Origin of the sequence: Bradyrhizobium sp. U531 (assembly GCF_051710265.1) — a bacterium.
Taxonomy (GTDB): Bacteria; Pseudomonadota; Alphaproteobacteria; order Rhizobiales; family Xanthobacteraceae; genus Bradyrhizobium.
On sequence record NZ_JASVEN010000009.1, the window covers coordinates 1 to 15207 of the forward strand.

Annotated in this window: 14 protein-coding genes and 5 pseudogenes; 9 read left to right on the forward strand and 10 right to left on the reverse strand. The window is 60.7% G+C overall.

Annotated elements, in window-relative coordinates; genetic code table 11:
* From QRQ56_RS30500 to QRQ56_RS30510, 3 genes and pseudogenes are all read right to left on the reverse strand, one after another.
* A pseudogene (locus QRQ56_RS30500) lies at window positions 1-421 on the reverse strand (hypothetical protein); the annotation flags it as partial.
* Between the two features lie 97 nt (window positions 422-518).
* Window positions 519-1346 (reverse strand): AfsR/SARP family transcriptional regulator, encoded by an 828-nt coding sequence (locus QRQ56_RS30505; protein ID WP_438744995.1) that lies wholly within the window; start codon window positions 1344-1346, stop codon window positions 519-521.
* Between the two features lie 759 nt (window positions 1347-2105).
* Complete coding sequence (locus QRQ56_RS30510; protein WP_438744996.1) at window positions 2106-2564, reverse strand: hypothetical protein; 459 nt, start codon at window positions 2562-2564, stop codon at window positions 2106-2108.
* A gap of 252 nt (window positions 2565-2816) precedes the next feature.
* Between QRQ56_RS30510 and QRQ56_RS30515 the strand changes: the two genes are divergently transcribed.
* Entirely contained in the window at window positions 2817-4664 is a 1848-nt protein-coding gene (locus QRQ56_RS30515; RefSeq protein ID WP_438744998.1) for a site-specific integrase, read from the forward strand.
* Between the two features lie 146 nt (window positions 4665-4810).
* Window positions 4811-5036: pseudogene (locus QRQ56_RS30520) on the forward strand (Ku protein); the annotation flags it as partial.
* An 89-nt stretch (window positions 5037-5125) separates the two neighbouring features.
* On the opposite strand, the gene QRQ56_RS30525 reads toward QRQ56_RS30520, so the two are convergent.
* Window positions 5126-5560 carry a hypothetical protein gene (locus QRQ56_RS30525; RefSeq protein WP_438744999.1) on the reverse strand — a complete coding sequence of 145 codons (435 nt, stop codon included), beginning with the start codon at window positions 5558-5560 and terminating at the stop codon, window positions 5126-5128.
* Between the two features lie 1046 nt (window positions 5561-6606).
* On the opposite strand from QRQ56_RS30525, the gene QRQ56_RS30530 reads away from it, so the two are divergent.
* The 6 genes and pseudogenes from QRQ56_RS30530 to QRQ56_RS30555 all read left to right on the forward strand — a co-directional run bounded on the left by QRQ56_RS30530 (window position 6607) and on the right by QRQ56_RS30555 (window position 10861).
* Window positions 6607-6948, forward strand: coding sequence for a hypothetical protein (locus QRQ56_RS30530; RefSeq protein ID WP_438745001.1), 342 nt, complete (start codon window positions 6607-6609; stop codon window positions 6946-6948).
* Window positions 6945-8243: a relaxase/mobilization nuclease domain-containing protein gene (locus QRQ56_RS30535; RefSeq protein ID WP_438745003.1), complete on the forward strand. Its 1299-nt coding sequence runs from the start codon at window positions 6945-6947 to the stop codon at window positions 8241-8243. Before QRQ56_RS30530 ends, QRQ56_RS30535 begins: the two co-directional genes overlap by 4 nt.
* Window positions 8244-8607: 364 nt before the next feature.
* Window positions 8608-9045, forward strand: coding sequence for a hypothetical protein (locus QRQ56_RS30540; protein WP_438745395.1), 438 nt, complete (start codon window positions 8608-8610; stop codon window positions 9043-9045).
* A gap of 195 nt (window positions 9046-9240) precedes the next feature.
* Window positions 9241-9798 (forward strand): annotated as a pseudogene (locus QRQ56_RS30545) (PHP domain-containing protein); the annotation flags it as partial.
* Between the two features lie 109 nt (window positions 9799-9907).
* Entirely contained in the window at window positions 9908-9964 is a 57-nt protein-coding gene (locus tag QRQ56_RS30550) for a hypothetical protein (protein WP_438745396.1), read from the forward strand.
* Between the two features lie 240 nt (window positions 9965-10204).
* Window positions 10205-10861 (forward strand): annotated as a pseudogene (locus QRQ56_RS30555) (DUF72 domain-containing protein).
* Here QRQ56_RS30555 and QRQ56_RS30560 read toward each other — a convergent pair.
* From QRQ56_RS30560 to QRQ56_RS30585, 6 genes are all read right to left on the reverse strand, one after another.
* Complete coding sequence (locus QRQ56_RS30560) at window positions 10822-11085, reverse strand: GlsB/YeaQ/YmgE family stress response membrane protein (RefSeq protein ID WP_438745004.1); 264 nt, start codon at window positions 11083-11085, stop codon at window positions 10822-10824. The pseudogene QRQ56_RS30555 and the gene QRQ56_RS30560 sit on opposite strands and share 40 nt — an antisense overlap.
* A 20-nt stretch (window positions 11086-11105) precedes the next feature.
* Entirely contained in the window at window positions 11106-11567 is a 462-nt protein-coding gene (locus QRQ56_RS30565) for a YidB family protein (protein WP_438745005.1), read from the reverse strand.
* Between the two features lie 63 nt (window positions 11568-11630).
* A complete protein-coding gene (locus QRQ56_RS30570; protein WP_438745006.1) occupies window positions 11631-12362 on the reverse strand; it encodes a hypothetical protein in 732 nt (243 codons plus the stop codon).
* A complete protein-coding gene (locus QRQ56_RS30575) occupies window positions 12359-12775 on the reverse strand; it encodes a phage holin family protein (protein WP_438745008.1) in 417 nt (138 codons plus the stop codon). The genes QRQ56_RS30570 and QRQ56_RS30575 overlap by 4 nt, the downstream gene beginning before the upstream one ends.
* Window positions 12772-13431, reverse strand: a complete 660-nt coding sequence (locus QRQ56_RS30580) for a hypothetical protein (protein WP_438745009.1) — start codon at window positions 13429-13431, stop codon at window positions 12772-12774. Before QRQ56_RS30580 ends, QRQ56_RS30575 begins: the two co-directional genes overlap by 4 nt.
* A 10-nt stretch (window positions 13432-13441) precedes the next feature.
* Entirely contained in the window at window positions 13442-14404 is a 963-nt protein-coding gene (locus tag QRQ56_RS30585) for a DUF3618 domain-containing protein (RefSeq protein ID WP_438745010.1), read from the reverse strand.
* Window positions 14405-14672: 268 nt separating this feature from the next.
* Here QRQ56_RS30585 and QRQ56_RS30590 point away from each other — a divergent pair.
* A pseudogene (locus QRQ56_RS30590) lies at window positions 14673-15194 on the forward strand (DNA topoisomerase IB); the annotation flags it as partial.
* Window positions 15195-15207: the final 13 nt, after the last annotated feature.

Below are 15207 nucleotides of genomic sequence, written 5' to 3' on the forward strand. Positions count from 1 at the left end.
TGTTCACACCGGTCTGCACGCCCTGGCCGATCTTCTTCAGCACGCTCCAGAAGCTCTGCAGCTCCATCTCGGAGACTTCAGCCGCGGCAGGCTGACCGCCGGGGCCGGCGCTGAACACGCCGAGCTGATGACCGATGTTCACACCGGTCTGCACGCCCTGACCGATCTTCTTCAGCACGCTCCAGAAGCTCTGCAGCTCCATGTCGGAGACCTGCACGGAACCTTGCGGCATGTCCGGGCCGGCTGAAAACGGCAGGAAACCTCCGCCGATATTGCCGACGATGCCGCCGATCGTCTTTCCCTTCTTGCCGCCGAGCAAATTGCCGATAACGCGTCCGGCCGCACCGCCGAGGATCGAGCCGAAGATCCCCTGCGGGTCCAATTGGCCGTAGTCCTCAGTCTGTTGCTGAATTCCAGTCATGATCAAAATCTCCTGATGAAGTGCCTGACCCGCGGGCGACGCGCGCTCCCCAAAGGGAGGCGGGATCACTACGCACGATTGTGCGAGCGGGTTGAGGCTACGACAGGGATCGTGATGCAGGCGTCACGTCGAGCGTGAAAGTTGCGTCAAAGTTCTTAGCGGGGCGCAATTTGAGTGAAGCAGATCTCACAGGAGCGGCGCGAAACGCGTGGCGGATTTCGCGCTGCAGCCGTTCGGTCTCCTGCTCCGGCGCTGCGCGAACTTCGCGCCACAGCACGGAACGGCAAAGATCGTACTGACGCAACGCGTCGGTACGGCGACCTTGCTGCGTGTAGCAGCGCATCAATGTGCGATGGACCTCCTCCTGCAGCGGATCGACTGCAAGGATACGCAGCGCGAGTGCGATCGCGATATCCATGTGTTCGCGCCCGCCGGCGTCCAGCAGGCCCGCAAGCGCCTGCATCGCCTGCGTCCTCAGTCGCTGGCGCTCGGCCGACAGCCAGGCTTCGAATTGGCATGAAGTCGAGCTGATGCCCTCGAGAAGGTCGCCGCGATAAAGCACCGCCGCGCGGGCCAACCTTTCAGGATCGCCCCCCGTCAGCAGCCGCTCGAACTCGCCGACGTCGGTGCTGATGGCGTTCGGGCAGATGCGGATGTCGTCGCGATCGGCCACGATCACATCCGAATATCGCGGCAACTCGCGCCGCAAGGTGAGCAGAGCCTGTCGAAGACTGGCGCGCGCGCGATCGCCGAAATGGCCGTCCCACAACAGGGTCGCGAGCTTGCCGCGTGAAATGGCTCGAGGGGAACTGAGCGCCACATAGCCCAGGAGAGTTGCAGCCTTGCGACTGGGGATCAACACCGACTCGCCGGACGCACACACGACCTCGACACCGCCGAAGAGATTGATCTGGAGCAGCGACATTGTCCTTTTCCTTCGGTCATTGTCTTCTGTCCCTCATTCTATTTAGGCGCGAACACTCTTCTTATGATCATGATCACTAAAGATACGGGCAGCGCCGATTAGCCGCACATCGTCGATCAGGCCGGATGCTCTTATGGGCACCATACAATCTAAGTTAGACAAAGCAATGGAACTCGCTTTCGCGCCGCGTCAGCAATTTGTGAGACCGCAAAGTTCGGATGTGTGAGATAGCCCATAGGCAGAATGCGAATTGCAGGCGCCGCAATTGCTCGCATTTGATGCATCGTTGACGAGGAATACCGAACTCCGCGCGAAACGTCGCACGAGGTGACACGGCGAATGCCGTGCAAGTGCGCCGTCGCCGCGAAGGTTACGCGAGTTGTTCACGGGCGCAACTTTCTCGCCACACCTGCCCTCGCTTCCGTATGCACGGTGGACTGATTAACATCTTACATGGTCAAGGAAAGGCCGACGGCGCTTCGCACGCGTGCACTTGCACCGCCACGTTCAAGATGAAAACCCAGACACCCAACCTGACTGATCAGTCATGGCGTCGCAGTCTTGGCGCCACAGTCATTGTTGTCGCATTCGTTCACGACGCAAGCGACTCGATGCCGCCGCTAAAGTCCATCGCCAACTGATCGAACGATCAACGACCACCTGGCTCGTAGGATGGGTAGAGCGAAGCGAAACCCATCGATACCCCGCGACGTGAACCGTGATGGGCTTCGCAAGAACCCTACCCATCCGACCGCCTCATCAGCCAACGCAAGCCTGGTCGATTTCAGTCATGTAGGATGTCCAGTCGAATGCGAAGGGGCCGACCTTCGACAGTTTGGTTTCCCTGTCAGCTCCATTCTCATACGCAAAGTCGGACCAATGCACGACGCCTTCGCTCCGCGACACCAGCGCGGTGATAGCTCCGCACGCAAGGTCTCCACACTCCGGGCAAATATACAGAGCCACGCGGTGACTGCCGCCGCACGGAACGGCCGACGTCAGACGTTGCGCGAGTTCGCCGTTGAGGCGAAGGGCAAGCTCAGGCTCTCGTTGTGGGACCGAAAGACAACCGGACAAATCGAAGTTGGACGCACCGGTGACAGCAAAGAGCGATTGCCCGTTGACGACGAAATCGAACGTGTACCGTTCCTTCTTCGCAGGGTTTCCGCAGCCGATCCGACGAAGCACCACAAGTTTAAGCTGGTCGGACGTTCCCATCACTCTGTGCCCAATTGCATGTCAGTGGGGCGAGCGACGCCAGCCGTCATCAGCCCATAGGAGCGCAAAGCCTCATGGAGAATGGACATAAGAAGGCCGGGAATTGGTAGCGGGAGAGGGATTCGGTGCCACGTCCAAAGCAGAAGCGAAATCCTGTGGATTCTCAGTACGTTGGCCAGAGTGTGGTAGCGGATTTGACGGTGTGACATCCCACCCGGATGTCTCACACCGACCGCCCACGGAAAGGCCTTCGTGGCTCGTCCTTCCTACCTCGGCCGGCGCGGCGACGGCCGTTATTTCCTTCAGATTCGGTTGGGGAAACAGGCAGCAAAGGTCTTTGGGCTCTCCCTCCTCCGTGTCAGCCTCAGGACGGGGAATTTCAACGAGGCGAGGCGCCGGCTGGTGGATAATCTGGAGTGGGTACGGGAGCTGATCGGGGCTCCGGACCTGGAGACGTTGGGAACCATCGTGGACGCCCGGCTGCGCGTCTATGTCGACCGCGGCCCCCCGGAAAACGAGCGGCTCCTGGCCGAGCGGTGCGCCTTCGAGCACGAAGTCCGTCGCTTTCTCACAAGGGCGCAGGAGCGCGGCTACGCTTACCCCCAGCGCTTCCCCCAGATGCCTAGCACCTGGGTCGACTTCGTCGACCAGAACAAGGCCGCCGAAGGCGCGACCGCCCGCCTGAACGTCCGACGCGCCCATGAGACCGGCCGGCACGAGGCGACCGAAGCGGCCAGGGAAGGCTGGAGCGTCCCGGCTCCCTCGACGACCGCGCAGCCGTTTGATCCCATCGCGATGATCGAACGCCTGGTGCAGGATGCCGTCGCCCAGAGGCTTCGACTGCTGCCGGCGCCAAAGGTCGGTTCGATCTCGCCTGCGCCAGAGCCCGCGGGGTTGTCCCCCCCAGTGGAGGCCGCCAAAACTACGGCCAGCCGCATGTCGGAGGTGTTGGTAGAATTCCTCAAGCCGCTGGACCGCAAGCGCAAGCACACGGCAAAAGGCCGCGGAGAAGCAGCGTCGGTGGTCCAGTTCGCGGTCGATCTTCTGGGCGATCCCAGGATGGACGAACTGACAGAAGCCAAATGGAAGTTGCTCGACGAGGCCCTGCCGGACATTCCCAATCGCGACAACATTCCGCGAAAATCTTCCGAGACGCTCTTCCAGCGCTACAAATATGCGGAAGAGACCGAGTGGGCGAAGCTTGAGCGCGTGACCACCACGACCATCAAGAGCCGGTATTGGGCCGGCCTCTACAAGTTCGTCGACTTTGCGATCGCGGAAAAGTTCTATCACGGACCGAAGCCGAAGTTCGTGTGCATCGACCCCGAGAACCTGGCGCCGTTGCCGCGCGATGCCTTTGACGACGATGAGCTGCTGAGGCTGTTGAGCTTGCCGCTCTTCACCGGCTGCAAGAATCGCGTGCATGTCTGGCAGCCCGGCGAATACTTCGTGCAGTCGCACATCTATTGGGGTTTCCTGATCTGTATCCTCACCGGCATGCGGCCCGGCGAGGTTGGCCAGATCAAATGCGCAGACATCCGCACCGACGGCGAATTTTATTATTTTGACCTGCGCCCGTTCGATGCTCGCAATGGCCGCGTCGCCATCAAGGATTTGCGCAATCTGAAGACGAATGCCGCCGGCCGTGTCATTCCAATCCACCCACTTCTCATCGAATTAGGAATGCTGGATCGGATGCAGGACTTGCTGGACCTGCAGGCGGAGACACTCTTCCCCGAATGGGGAGCCTATTCCCGTAAGGACGGCACCATCCGCTGGTCGCAACCGCTCAGCAAAGCGTGGCAATACGTTAAGGCAATACTGAAACTTGATCGTGCGGACCTCACGCTCTACTCAACGCGCCACCTTATGGCGGACTGGCTGGACAACGACGCGATCGCACAACGGACGCGCGACCGCATCCTCGGGCATGCCAGCGATGTCCGTGGGCGATACGGCCGTAAGGGAGTTCTCGACCCGCAGATCGCTGCAAAAATCGAAGCTCTCGAGCCGCCGGTGATCAAGCAGATGCGGGAAATCCTGCTTCTCGCAAAGGGCCGCGCGGATGCAGGCGAACTCAGCATGCTTAAGACTTACTGAGTTCACCCGACTGCGGCGCATCTTTAAAGCAACGCTGTAGCGGTAGCCTCAGAGTAATCTTCACAGGTGGCGGAGAGCGTGGCCTCCATTTCCTGCGCATTGATGACGAAAGACTGAAAAAATGCGCTCCCGAAAATCGCGAGGAGATCGCCCCTGAATCACGCACACCATCGAGATCGACAGCTCGTCGACAGCACTGATATCGACCCGCGCTACCTGATTCGCTCCTACTACCCCCGGCCGGACGGCAAGGTTGGCCACGACGCTTTTGCGGTGATCTGCAAGACCGTCCGCGACATGGACAAGGTCGCGACCGGGCGCGCGGTCCTGACCATCTGCGAATGCATCATCGGCTCGAGTCCGATGGGCAGACGAGCCGGGATCGCGGCACGTCACGAAACTACCAAGGGAGCATGGAAGGGATGAGCCGGGTTACTACATCGCTGGCCGCCACTAGCCGTCTACCGCATCAGGCTAAGTTGTTTCGTGGTATGAGCAACAACTAGGCCCTCGCGACCAGGCCACGAGGGAGACTGCCAGCGCGCATGCGAGCCCATGCTGATGGCCTCCGCAAGGGGTTCGCGGACCCGCGGCAGCCCTTCGCCGGCGCGCCAGCGATCCCAAACGTCCTTCCGGAGCAGATCAGCGCGTGCGGTCACCGTCGGGTGGCCTGCGGCCCCCTTCTTGACCTCCTGCTCGATGGCCATCGCCTCTTGGATGGCGGAGAGGTCGCGCATGGCGGCCGGCGAAAACACCGGCGGCGGCGCCGGCCTCTCCAGCTTCGCGGCGGCCTCGTTGAGGGAGGCCATCATGTTCGCAAAGAAATCCTCGGGGCTGTCGCCCTTCGGGAAGCCGACCTCGCTCGGCGGAAACTCGCTGTACGCGTGACCTTCCAAGTGCCGCCTCCACTCCCCAAACCCGGCTTGGGCCAAGGTCCCCCGCCAAGCAGCGCGGCGGTGCGCCTCCCTCTTGGGCAGCACGCCGAGCCTGACCCGGATAGGAGCGCATGGGATGCCGTCACCCACAAGATCGCGGGGCGGTCGGATCTGGAAGAAATACGTGGAAAGCCGGCGAACAACGTAGGTCGGCGCGCCTCGCCGGCGGCTGACGCGGTCTGTTTTCGGCGCCGCATGGCCGTAGACTACCTCGGGGGATACACGCTTCGGCACTTGCACACTCACGCAGGCCGGAGACGCGGTTTTTCAAGGTTTCTGCGAGAAGAAAGTGGCGGATAGGATTTCAAAACTGGCGGAGAGGGAGGGACTCTCGAGACAATTTTTCCGATCCCTCTACAATTCCGAGAAAAGTCGCGATTTCGGCGGGTTACGGGATACTTAGCGGACTACGTCGGGGACTACCTTTTCCACGCCGAACCCACCATCGCCTAGATAGCGGCGATTGTCTGGGCGCGCAGTATGCTGCTGGAGCCTGCACGAAAGCACGGTCAGGCAGTCGATCGGGCTGGAACTTCCAATTGAGGGAGGTTCGCACAGAGCGGAGGGCCTAATCGGTTGGGAAGCTAAGGCGCCAATGGGGGCTATCGCACGCTGCCTAAGGTGTAACATGCGCTGCGATAGCGAAGTTGATCATTGCACCGGCCTCTTACTCTTCCTGGTTCAAGAAATCTGTTTACGGGCATCCGTCACGGCCAAGGGCGGGAGTTGCATTCGGGCGTTCGCGGCTCTAATTTCATGGCTGGTGAGAGAACCTGTTTTTTCGGGTGCTAGGATGCCTGCAAGGCCGCAGCTCAGATGAGAGCACGGCTGGGAAAAAACCAGCCAACGAAACACCCGCCCCCTCTCGAACCTTTCAATGATGGCAATTCGGCCGGAGCCATCGACCTCCAAGCGCTCATTTCAGTCAGATCGCCTCAGTCGCAGCCATGTGATTGCGCGCCTTTCGGGCCAAGTGGAGTCTTAGCTGCGCTTCCTGCGAGGCGCACATGAGCGGGAAGGTTCGCCAGAACAAGATACCGTTTTCAATACGCGTCACCCGCGAGTTCATAACCCAAGTCAAAAAAGAGGCTAACAATGGCGGGATCAGCCAAGCGGCGTTCTTGCAGGGGCTGCTCGACATTCACGTAGGCAAGCGGACGCGCCGCCCGGGTAAGCAGAATTTCGCGCGGTCCACGAAGTTGGCTAACTTCCACAAGGAAATCATCGCCTTCGGGAACGAAACGCGAAGCGTGTTCAGCGATCACCCCCAGTATGATGCGATCATCGATGGGCTCGTCAGATTGACGAAGGCTGCACTAGAGTTGGACAATTCTGTGCGGCGCAAATGATAAAAAAGGCCTATAAATACAAGGGGAGCGCGGGCGCGCGGCGCCTCAGTGAGTATCTCTCGCGAGATACGCACCAGAGGGCAGAGCACTGCGAGACGAGAAATCTCTATGTGGCAAACACCGCGGACGGGATGCGCGTCATGCATTGCTTGCAACGGGCGTCGAAAGCGCAGATCGCTTTTTGGCACATAATCATTTCGCCGACGACGAAGTTGGAAAAGAAGCATCTCAACCGCCTCTTAAATTTAATCATCACGGAACTGAGGGCGACAGACCATCCGCTGATCGTTTGGTCACACAATGAAAAGCTTCGTGCGCGCCGTGGGGGCGGGCCGACCCATTTTCACTGCATTCTAGGCCATGTCTCGCCCACCACAGGCAGGGCGCTGAATATGCGAAATTATTCTCAAAGACTTCAAAAGGTCGCGGCCATTGCAGCCTTTGAGCTAGAAGGGCAGACCTCAATATCGCCCTACCATGACTCGATTGTCACTCATTTGATCAAGGAGGGTCGACCAGATGTAGCTCGTTGGCTCACAGACCTGAAGAAAGTAAGGCCCTCGCAGCAATCTCGTATGACGGATACCATGCGGAGATCCGCTGCCGCAGAGGGCTTAGACTTGGCCTCGTTCTGTGCAAGACTGCAGCGCCTCTGGAATAGCGACGCTTCGAAGCAGACATTCGAAAGGTTTTTTTCCAACGCTGGCGTTATGATCCGGAGGGGTGATCGTTCGGAGGATTCCGTCGCACTCTATCGCCGCGATCGCCTCATCGGGGTGTTGCACCGTATCCTGCAACAGCCGCGTTCACTGGTGTATCAACAGGCGAGCGCGAGGTTTTCTGAACTGTTCGGCAAGACGATCGATGCCGATGACGTTCCGGAGGCTACTCCGACGTCCAACATCGAAAAGCTGCGGCAGGAGAAGACCGACGATCTCGAGGTCTTGTTAAAGCGTATCAGGACTAAAACCCTCAAGCTCACTTACTTGCCGGCCGGCGTGAAGGTCGGCTCGGCAGAGGCCGCGAAACGAATCGCTGAAAGGCTAAAAAAGCTGGCGAGAGGCGAAGCAATGCTCGATCGGGCGATCGAACTGCTTTGGTCGGATGACGCGTGGGTGTCGACTCCGATCGAGAAGTTGATAATTTACGCCGGACGTACGTTGAACGTCGGCGAGCCATTTTCGCCGGGCATATCGCCGACTCGCGACCATCTATCGCAGCAGCCTGGAGAAGAATCGAGCCCGGCTCTGAACGATGAAGTACTCTCGTGCCAGCCCCCTGGGGCGAAAATCTGATCCGAGGCATGCCGGCTGTTAACGGCTGGCCGAACGGACTTCGAGCCTGGCAATCCGATAGGCTTCGGATACGGCTCTGCAGGCTACCTAGTGCGCTTGCGTGTAATACATCCCATCTCTGGTAACCGGCTGAACGACCCACCGGGGCGGCCAACCGGGGCCATCAACTCATGATGTGCCAAACCAGTCAAAAGTGGTGGGATCGCCGAAGGGCAGTTAAGGCGTCAAGCGAGGCTATCGCAGTGCACCGGAGGCCTACCATACGCTGCGATGTGGGGGCCACCCGCGATCCGGTTCTGGTCCAACGAGCGATCTCCAGAGAAATTGCACCGTATCGCAGCGGGAGGTCGATGTTCTGTCCGGGATCGCCGTTGCCGACGGCGAGCCTGCGCAGAAGGTCAGGGATGCGGTCCGTGCCTTCGTGCTGCGGGCCATGCGCGGCAAGCGGCTCGCCTACGGACTGATCGTCGAGCCGATCGATCCCGAGGTGGAAAGCACGCGTCTGAAGTACCGCCGCGCCATCGCGCGGGTGTTCGAGACCATCATCCGAGAAGGCGTCGCCGCCGACGAATTTCGCGAACTCGGCGTCGAGGTCGCTGCCACCTGCCTGGTGGGTGCCTTCATGGAAGGCCTCATCAGCGTGCTCGCCCCCGGCGCAGGGGGCGTTCCCGCGCGGCCGAAGAAGTTTGCGGATTCCATCGCCGAGCTCTGCCTCGCGGCCGTGGCGAAGCCGGACCGTCTGCCGATCGAGCAGCGACAGGCGGTCGGCGCGGCCGAACCGATCGCGCTGAAGAAGACCTGAGCGGCTCTACACGAACAAACAAGTACGTTCCACGCTCCCTGGCAAACAGGGATCGCTCGACAGGAGGAAGTCATGACGACCTGGGATGAGGCCGGGCTCCGCCGGCGGCCGGCAAACTTCGCGCCGCTCTCGCCCATCAGTTTCCTCGACCGCGCCGAGCACGTGTTTCCCGACCGTACGGCGCTCGTCTACGGCGACCGACTGAACAAGCGCTTCGGCAAGGACTTCCGGATCCTTAGGGGTATCGAGTCCGACATCCTGGCGGACGGGTCGCTCGACTATGAAGACGACGTTCTGGAACGCTTCGATTTTGTGGTCGGCAGCATCCACGGCCGCTTCAAACTCGACCGCAAGGCGCAGACGCAGCGCCTGCTTCGGGCGATTTCTGATCCTCACACCACCATTATCGGCCACATGACGGGGCGACAGCTACAGCGGCGGCCGGGCTACGAAATCGACGTCGAGAAGGTGCTGCGGGCGTGCGCCAAGCACGATGTCGCCGTCGAGATCAACGCCCATCCGTGGCGGCTTGACCTCGACTGGCGCTGGCACAAGGCGGCCCTGGAGTTCGGCTGCATGATGAGCATCAATCCGGACGCACACTCGATTCCCGAACTCGACCACATGCACTGGGGCGTCCTGATGGCCCGCAAGGGCGGTGTCCCCGCCGAGCGGGTCCTGAACGCGATGTCGCTTCCGGAGATCACGCGCAACCTTCGTCAGAAGCGGCGCTCGCTCGCCCGGGCGGCATGATCGGTCAGGTGCCCAGCGTCGTGAGCAACGAAAGTTTCACTAACCGACCGAACATGCGATCGCTGAATGGAAGATAGCCATGACAGACATTTTGAAAATCAAGGAACACATGGACGTGATTTCGTCCGATAGAAAGATGGTCGGAAAAGTCGATCATCTGCATTGAAGGAACTCACGCCTAAGGAACGCCGTGAGCTCCGACGCCAGAAGCAGCGTGAGAACAACATCCTCCGCGCCGCGAAGATGCACAAGGCCAGGCTAAAATTGGAGGCCGAAGGTTGCAAGGCGTCGTCCGGGAGCCTGAACGACGTTCTTTATGTAGGTTGCTCCGGCTGGCGCTACTGGAAGTGGCGGGATTCTTTATCAGGGCGTGCCGCAACCCGAATGGTTCAATCACTACGCCGGCGTGTTTCGTACTGTTGAGATCAACGCCTCATTTTACTCTTGGCCGACCGTCGCGAGCGTTCAGGCCTGGCGCCGCCAGGCTGGCGAGAGGAATTTCATCTACACGGTGAAGGTTTGCGAGATCGTAACGCATATCAAAAAGTTCAAGGGCACTAAAACACTGATACGCGACTTCGGAATCATTGCCGACATCCTCGGTGAGCGGATGGGGTGCTTTCTCTTTTAGCTTCCGCCGAGCTACCGCTATACCAAGGCCCGGCTTGCCTCGATCGTTGACCAACTCGATCTGACCCGGCGGAACGCGGTGGAAATCCGGCACAAGAGCTGGTGGAACGAGGATGTCTATAGCGCCTTTCGCAGCGCCGGGATCATCTTCTGCTCTTGCAGCGGCCCTCGCTTGCCCGACGAACTCATCAAAACAACCGACGAGTTATACGTGCGTCTCCATGGCCCGTTGCGTTGGTACGGTCACAATTATTCTGTTGAGGAGCTCGGAAAGTGGGCGGAGCGGATTAGGGCAAGCCGCGCCAAACGAGCCTGGATCTATTTCAACAATGATTACGAGGCCTATGCCCCAGAGAACGCGAGGAATGCTGCGCGGCATGCTGACGGACGGGGTCAGATAGCGCGGCGGCTTCTGCCGGCCTCAAGACCGTAGACGAACAATACTATGATGGCGCCGATCACGGCGCCCACTAGCCCCGCCCCTTCGCCGGGACGATACCAACCCAGCGCCTGGCCGAGATACGTCGCTACGAAAGCTCCTACAATTCCGAGGATCGTCGTGAGAATAAAACCTGATGGCTCGTTGTCGCCAGGCATGATGAATTTCGCAATGACGCCTGCGACAAAACCGATGATGGTCGTCCAAATGATGCCCATGCCGTTTTTCTTTGCTGCTGTTATCCTGCCGATGAAGCGGGGAGACGGCCATCCGGGGTATATTTGTCCACCGCCGTCGGAAGCTCCCGAGATAATCGGCTCAGAATTTCCTGTCGCGACAGGCCGGTCTGCTGCTCCAGCTGCTGCAGGACGTTAGGGCCGATAGCCTGCTCGAGTTCGGGGGGAGTAACGTCGCGGTTCGGCCCTTGATTGATCCACGATTGAGCCGCGTCACCCTGACCGTTCTGTTTAAAGTGTTCCAGCAGCTCGCCGATCCCACCATTGAGCAGCGAGCCCACGCCGCCGCCACCTAGCAAGCCCCCAAGATTGCCGAGCATACCGCCGAGGGCATCCTTACCGCCGGCCCCCTGTTGACCGGAGGTCGCGTTGCGAAACATCTCCGACAGCTTGTCTCGATTTTGATAGCCCGCAATCGCGAGCATACCCAGAAGGGCGGTCATCGATGGCATTCCGCGACTCATGTTCGGCTCCGAATTTGGAAGGGGAATTGCAGCGTGCGAGGAGCGGCGACTGGCCGCCACTCCTCACAATTGCCTGGCCTTTTCCATCGCAGCCTGGGCGGCATCCGCCCCTGCCTGCTTCATGCGATCGACTGCCTCGGCGCCGACGTCGCTCGCTTCGGCCATCAGCGTATCGGCAGCTTCGCGCAGCGCCTTGGACGCAGCGGATCCCCGCCTGCTCAGATCATCCTTGACCTGGTCGCTTACGTCGCCGACGTAGTCGTCCTCGATCTGGGAGGTTCGAAACGCGCCTGCAATGGCCGCACCGATCGCCAAGCCGACGGCGCCGATGACCAGAGGCTGTTTCTGCATTATATCGCCGAGTGACGACTGAGCCTTCGCCAAGGTGTCTTCTGTTGGCAAGGGATTGCCCATCTTGGCGAACTGTTCGCGGGCGTAAGCTACGCCTTCGTCGAAGCGGTCCCGGACGCTGTCCGCCGCAGCAGAGACGGAGCCGGCCGCGGCTCCGGCCGCGGCCTGCACCGTCCCGGCCGCGTCGCTCACTTCGTGATCAAACTCCGGCGCCGTCGGCGGCGCTGCGGTCCGTTGCAAGCCCGACGCCGCAGCCCGAAGATTGTTCGCACCGCTGTCGACGACGTCTGATGCGACCGTGGCGACGGATCGTGCAGCACCCTTCAACTTCTGGTCGCCAACCAGCAACCAGAGTGCGCCGCCCCCGATGAGCGCAGCGGACAACGGATTGTCTCGGGCCGCAGCAAGAAGACTGTCAAAAAAACCGGTTTGCGGGCCACTCATCGCACCATCCCTTTCACAGTGTCTTTGTCCTTCCCGAGCTGGCGCATAGTCTCCTTCGGCGCCAGGTCGCCCATGTCCAGACGCTTAATGCCCACCGCAATGAGAGCGCCAGATATCGCAGCTGCCACAATCGCGGAAGCCAGATAGGCCAGTGTTGGAGACCAGCCGGCACTGATCAACGCTGAAGACAGCGCGAACAACACCATTACGATGGCGGGAATGACAAGGACAGCGCCGCCGGCGAGCAGGCCCAAGGCTCCACCGAGCTTTTGAGCCTTTTCTCCCAGTTCGGCCTTCGCCAGGTCGACCTCATTCTGCAAGAGCTTCGCAACCTGAGCCATTGCGTCACCGACAAGGGCCGAGACGTTATGAAGATCGTTCTTGCCGGTTTCGATATCGTGCTCGATGCTCATGATGCGTTGCCGTCAACCGATGCTGGTTTCTGTCCCGTGGTCGACCCCGTAGAGGCCTGCGAACCGAAGCCCTCGCTTGCATACGCACTGCGTCCCCCGGAACCGCCAGTTGCCGACTCGCTTCCCGACCCCGGCTGCGGCGAGGTTGAAGACCCGCCTGACGCCTTCAGGAAGCGCACAGCGGCGAACCCGGCCAAGACGGACAGGCCGAGAAATGCTGCCGGCTGTCGCTTGGCAAAATCGGTCGCGCCGTCGACGAGATCACGGAAGCTCCCCTCGCGAACCTTTGCGGCCGCCTCTTCCACATAGTCGGCGGCCGAATTGATACCGCGTGCGGCAAACGGGACGTCAGTTTCGAATGCGCCCGCGGCTTGGCGGAAGTTGCCCGCCAGGCGCTCGATGAAATCGGCGCCGGTCTGCTGCTGTTGCCGCGCACGCTCCTGGATCTGGTCGACGGTGCCGCTGGCGACATTCTTGGCTGCGTCGGTAGCTTCGCTGAACTTGTCCCGTGCCATGTCCGCCGATGCCTTGAGAGCCTCTCCGGCGCGCTGCTTCATCTCGGCCCCGGCATCCCCAATCTGATCCTTCAGACCGGTGGAGGAATTGCTCCTGCCTTTGTAGAAGTTGGCCGGCTTGATCACATCTGAATCGCTCATGGTGTGTCTCTCAGGTGCTCGAATTGGGGGAGGGGTTGAATGCCGCGTCGGCAACGTCTGCGGCTGCTTCCTTGAGGTTGTCGGCAAGATTCCGGGTCATACGGCTCGCATGCTGCCCGAGATTGGCTTCATTGAACGTCCTGGTCGCGGCATCGGCGGCAGACGATGTCGCACCCTTGACTGCCTCGAAACCGGTTTGGGCTGCTTCCGCTGCGGCGCGCTTCACGCTGTCGCTTGCCGGACCTGCCGCCCGATCTTCGAGCTTCGTTTCGGGAAGTGCGGCTGCAATGATTGCGCCGATGGCGAGGCCGAGCCCTCCGATCACCGCAGCGTTGTCACCAACGATCTGACGTGCCTGTTCTGGGGCGGCGCTCGCCGACTCCCTGATGGCGTCCATTCCGCCGGTGATGGTGTCGCCGATCTTTCCTGCCGCGGCCGTTGCGCGCGCCTTGATGTCGTCGGCCGCCGTCTTGGCGGCATCCATCGCATCGTTGACCGCACCGCTGGCTCGTCCTTGGGATGCGGAGAGTTGTGCCTGCGCCTCACTCGTCGCGTCTTGAACTCTCTCGGCAGTCTGGTCGATGACCCGTCTGGCACCATCCATCATGGGCGAAATGGCACCGGCGGCCCGGTCGCGCACACTTTTCGAGGTGAGCGCCAGGCCTGCAGCTATCATGAGAAGCGGCAGGGGCACTCCGCGCGTCAATCGCAGCAGCGGTACAGCTACCGCGGTGCCGGCAGCAACCGCGCGCATCGGATTTTCCATCGCCTGTTGTTTGAGTCCTTGGACCCAGCCTTGAGCTTTGTCGCTCACGTAACCGGACACTTCCGATTTGACATGCTGAGGCGAGACTATGTGACGCAGATCCCGCGTAGTATCCGATAAGCCCTGCTTCAGACGGTCGACTGTGGCCGCCAATTCCGCCCGGTTGCGCTCGGACTCGCGTCGTAGCTCCTTCACCGATCGCGTCATCTCATCCTCTTGTCTATTATTGATTTGCTTCTCTTGATTGTGCTTCGAGGACCGAACGGCGCTTTTAATGGATGGTTCCTAATCTCCCTTTGGAGCTGAGGTTCTGCCGCATCTCCGCCCGTATGCGAGCTTACGCGAGCCAGTCTCAGCCGTCGGCGCAAGCTCGCCAACGTCGCGGAAACGGGGGCCGACGCGGCACGCATGTTCATCTGCGGGTAACGTGCGACTTTCGAGCCATGCCTTCCCCTCCTCCGCGCCGAAGCCTCTCGATGCGCGCGGCCGCAAGCAGTACCGCTACCACGCGAAATGGCGCGAGCTGCGCGACCAGAACAAGAACGAACACATCATCCAGTTCGCTGCCGCGCTGCACGCGCTGCGCGACCGTGTCGCGGCCGACATGAAACTGGACGGACTACCTCGCGAGAAGGTACTGGCCACGATCGTCAGTCTCTTGGAGAAGACGTTGATCCGGGTCGGCAACGCCGAGTATGCCGAGAAGAACAAATCCTACGGGCTCACTACCATGCGCCGCAAGCACGTTGCGGTGGGCCGCGGTGTCCTTCGGTTCGACTTCACGGGCAAGTCGGGCAAACAGTGGAAACTTTGCGTCGAGGACAAGCGGATTGCCGCCATCGTGAAGCGCCGCTCGGAGATCCCAGGACATGAGCTCTTCAAGTACCTGGACGACGACGGGCAGCCGCGTACCGTCGATTCCGGCGACGTGAATGCCTACATCAAGGGCATCACGGGCGAGGACTTCAGCGCCAAGGATTTCCGCACTTGGGCGGGGAAGGCCCCGGGGA

Coding starts and splice junctions, on each gene's coding strand:
- QRQ56_RS30505 (WP_438744995.1), bottom strand. CDS start 1,346: ATGTCGCTGCTCCAGATCAATCTCTTCGGCGGTGTCGAGGTCGTGTGT.
- QRQ56_RS30510 (WP_438744996.1), bottom strand. CDS start 2,564: ATGGGAACGTCCGACCAGCTTAAACTTGTGGTGCTTCGTCGGATCGGC.
- QRQ56_RS30530 (WP_438745001.1), top strand. CDS start 6,607: ATGAGCGGGAAGGTTCGCCAGAACAAGATACCGTTTTCAATACGCGTC.
- QRQ56_RS30535 (WP_438745003.1), top strand. CDS start 6,945: ATGATAAAAAAGGCCTATAAATACAAGGGGAGCGCGGGCGCGCGGCGC.
- QRQ56_RS30560 (WP_438745004.1), bottom strand. CDS start 11,085: ATGGGCATCATTTGGACGACCATCATCGGTTTTGTCGCAGGCGTCATT.
- QRQ56_RS30565 (WP_438745005.1), bottom strand. CDS start 11,567: ATGAGTCGCGGAATGCCATCGATGACCGCCCTTCTGGGTATGCTCGCG.
- QRQ56_RS30570 (WP_438745006.1), bottom strand. CDS start 12,362: ATGAGTGGCCCGCAAACCGGTTTTTTTGACAGTCTTCTTGCTGCGGCC.
- QRQ56_RS30575 (WP_438745008.1), bottom strand. CDS start 12,775: ATGAGCATCGAGCACGATATCGAAACCGGCAAGAACGATCTTCATAAC.
- QRQ56_RS30580 (WP_438745009.1), bottom strand. CDS start 13,431: ATGAGCGATTCAGATGTGATCAAGCCGGCCAACTTCTACAAAGGCAGG.
- QRQ56_RS30585 (WP_438745010.1), bottom strand. CDS start 14,404: ATGACGCGATCGGTGAAGGAGCTACGACGCGAGTCCGAGCGCAACCGG.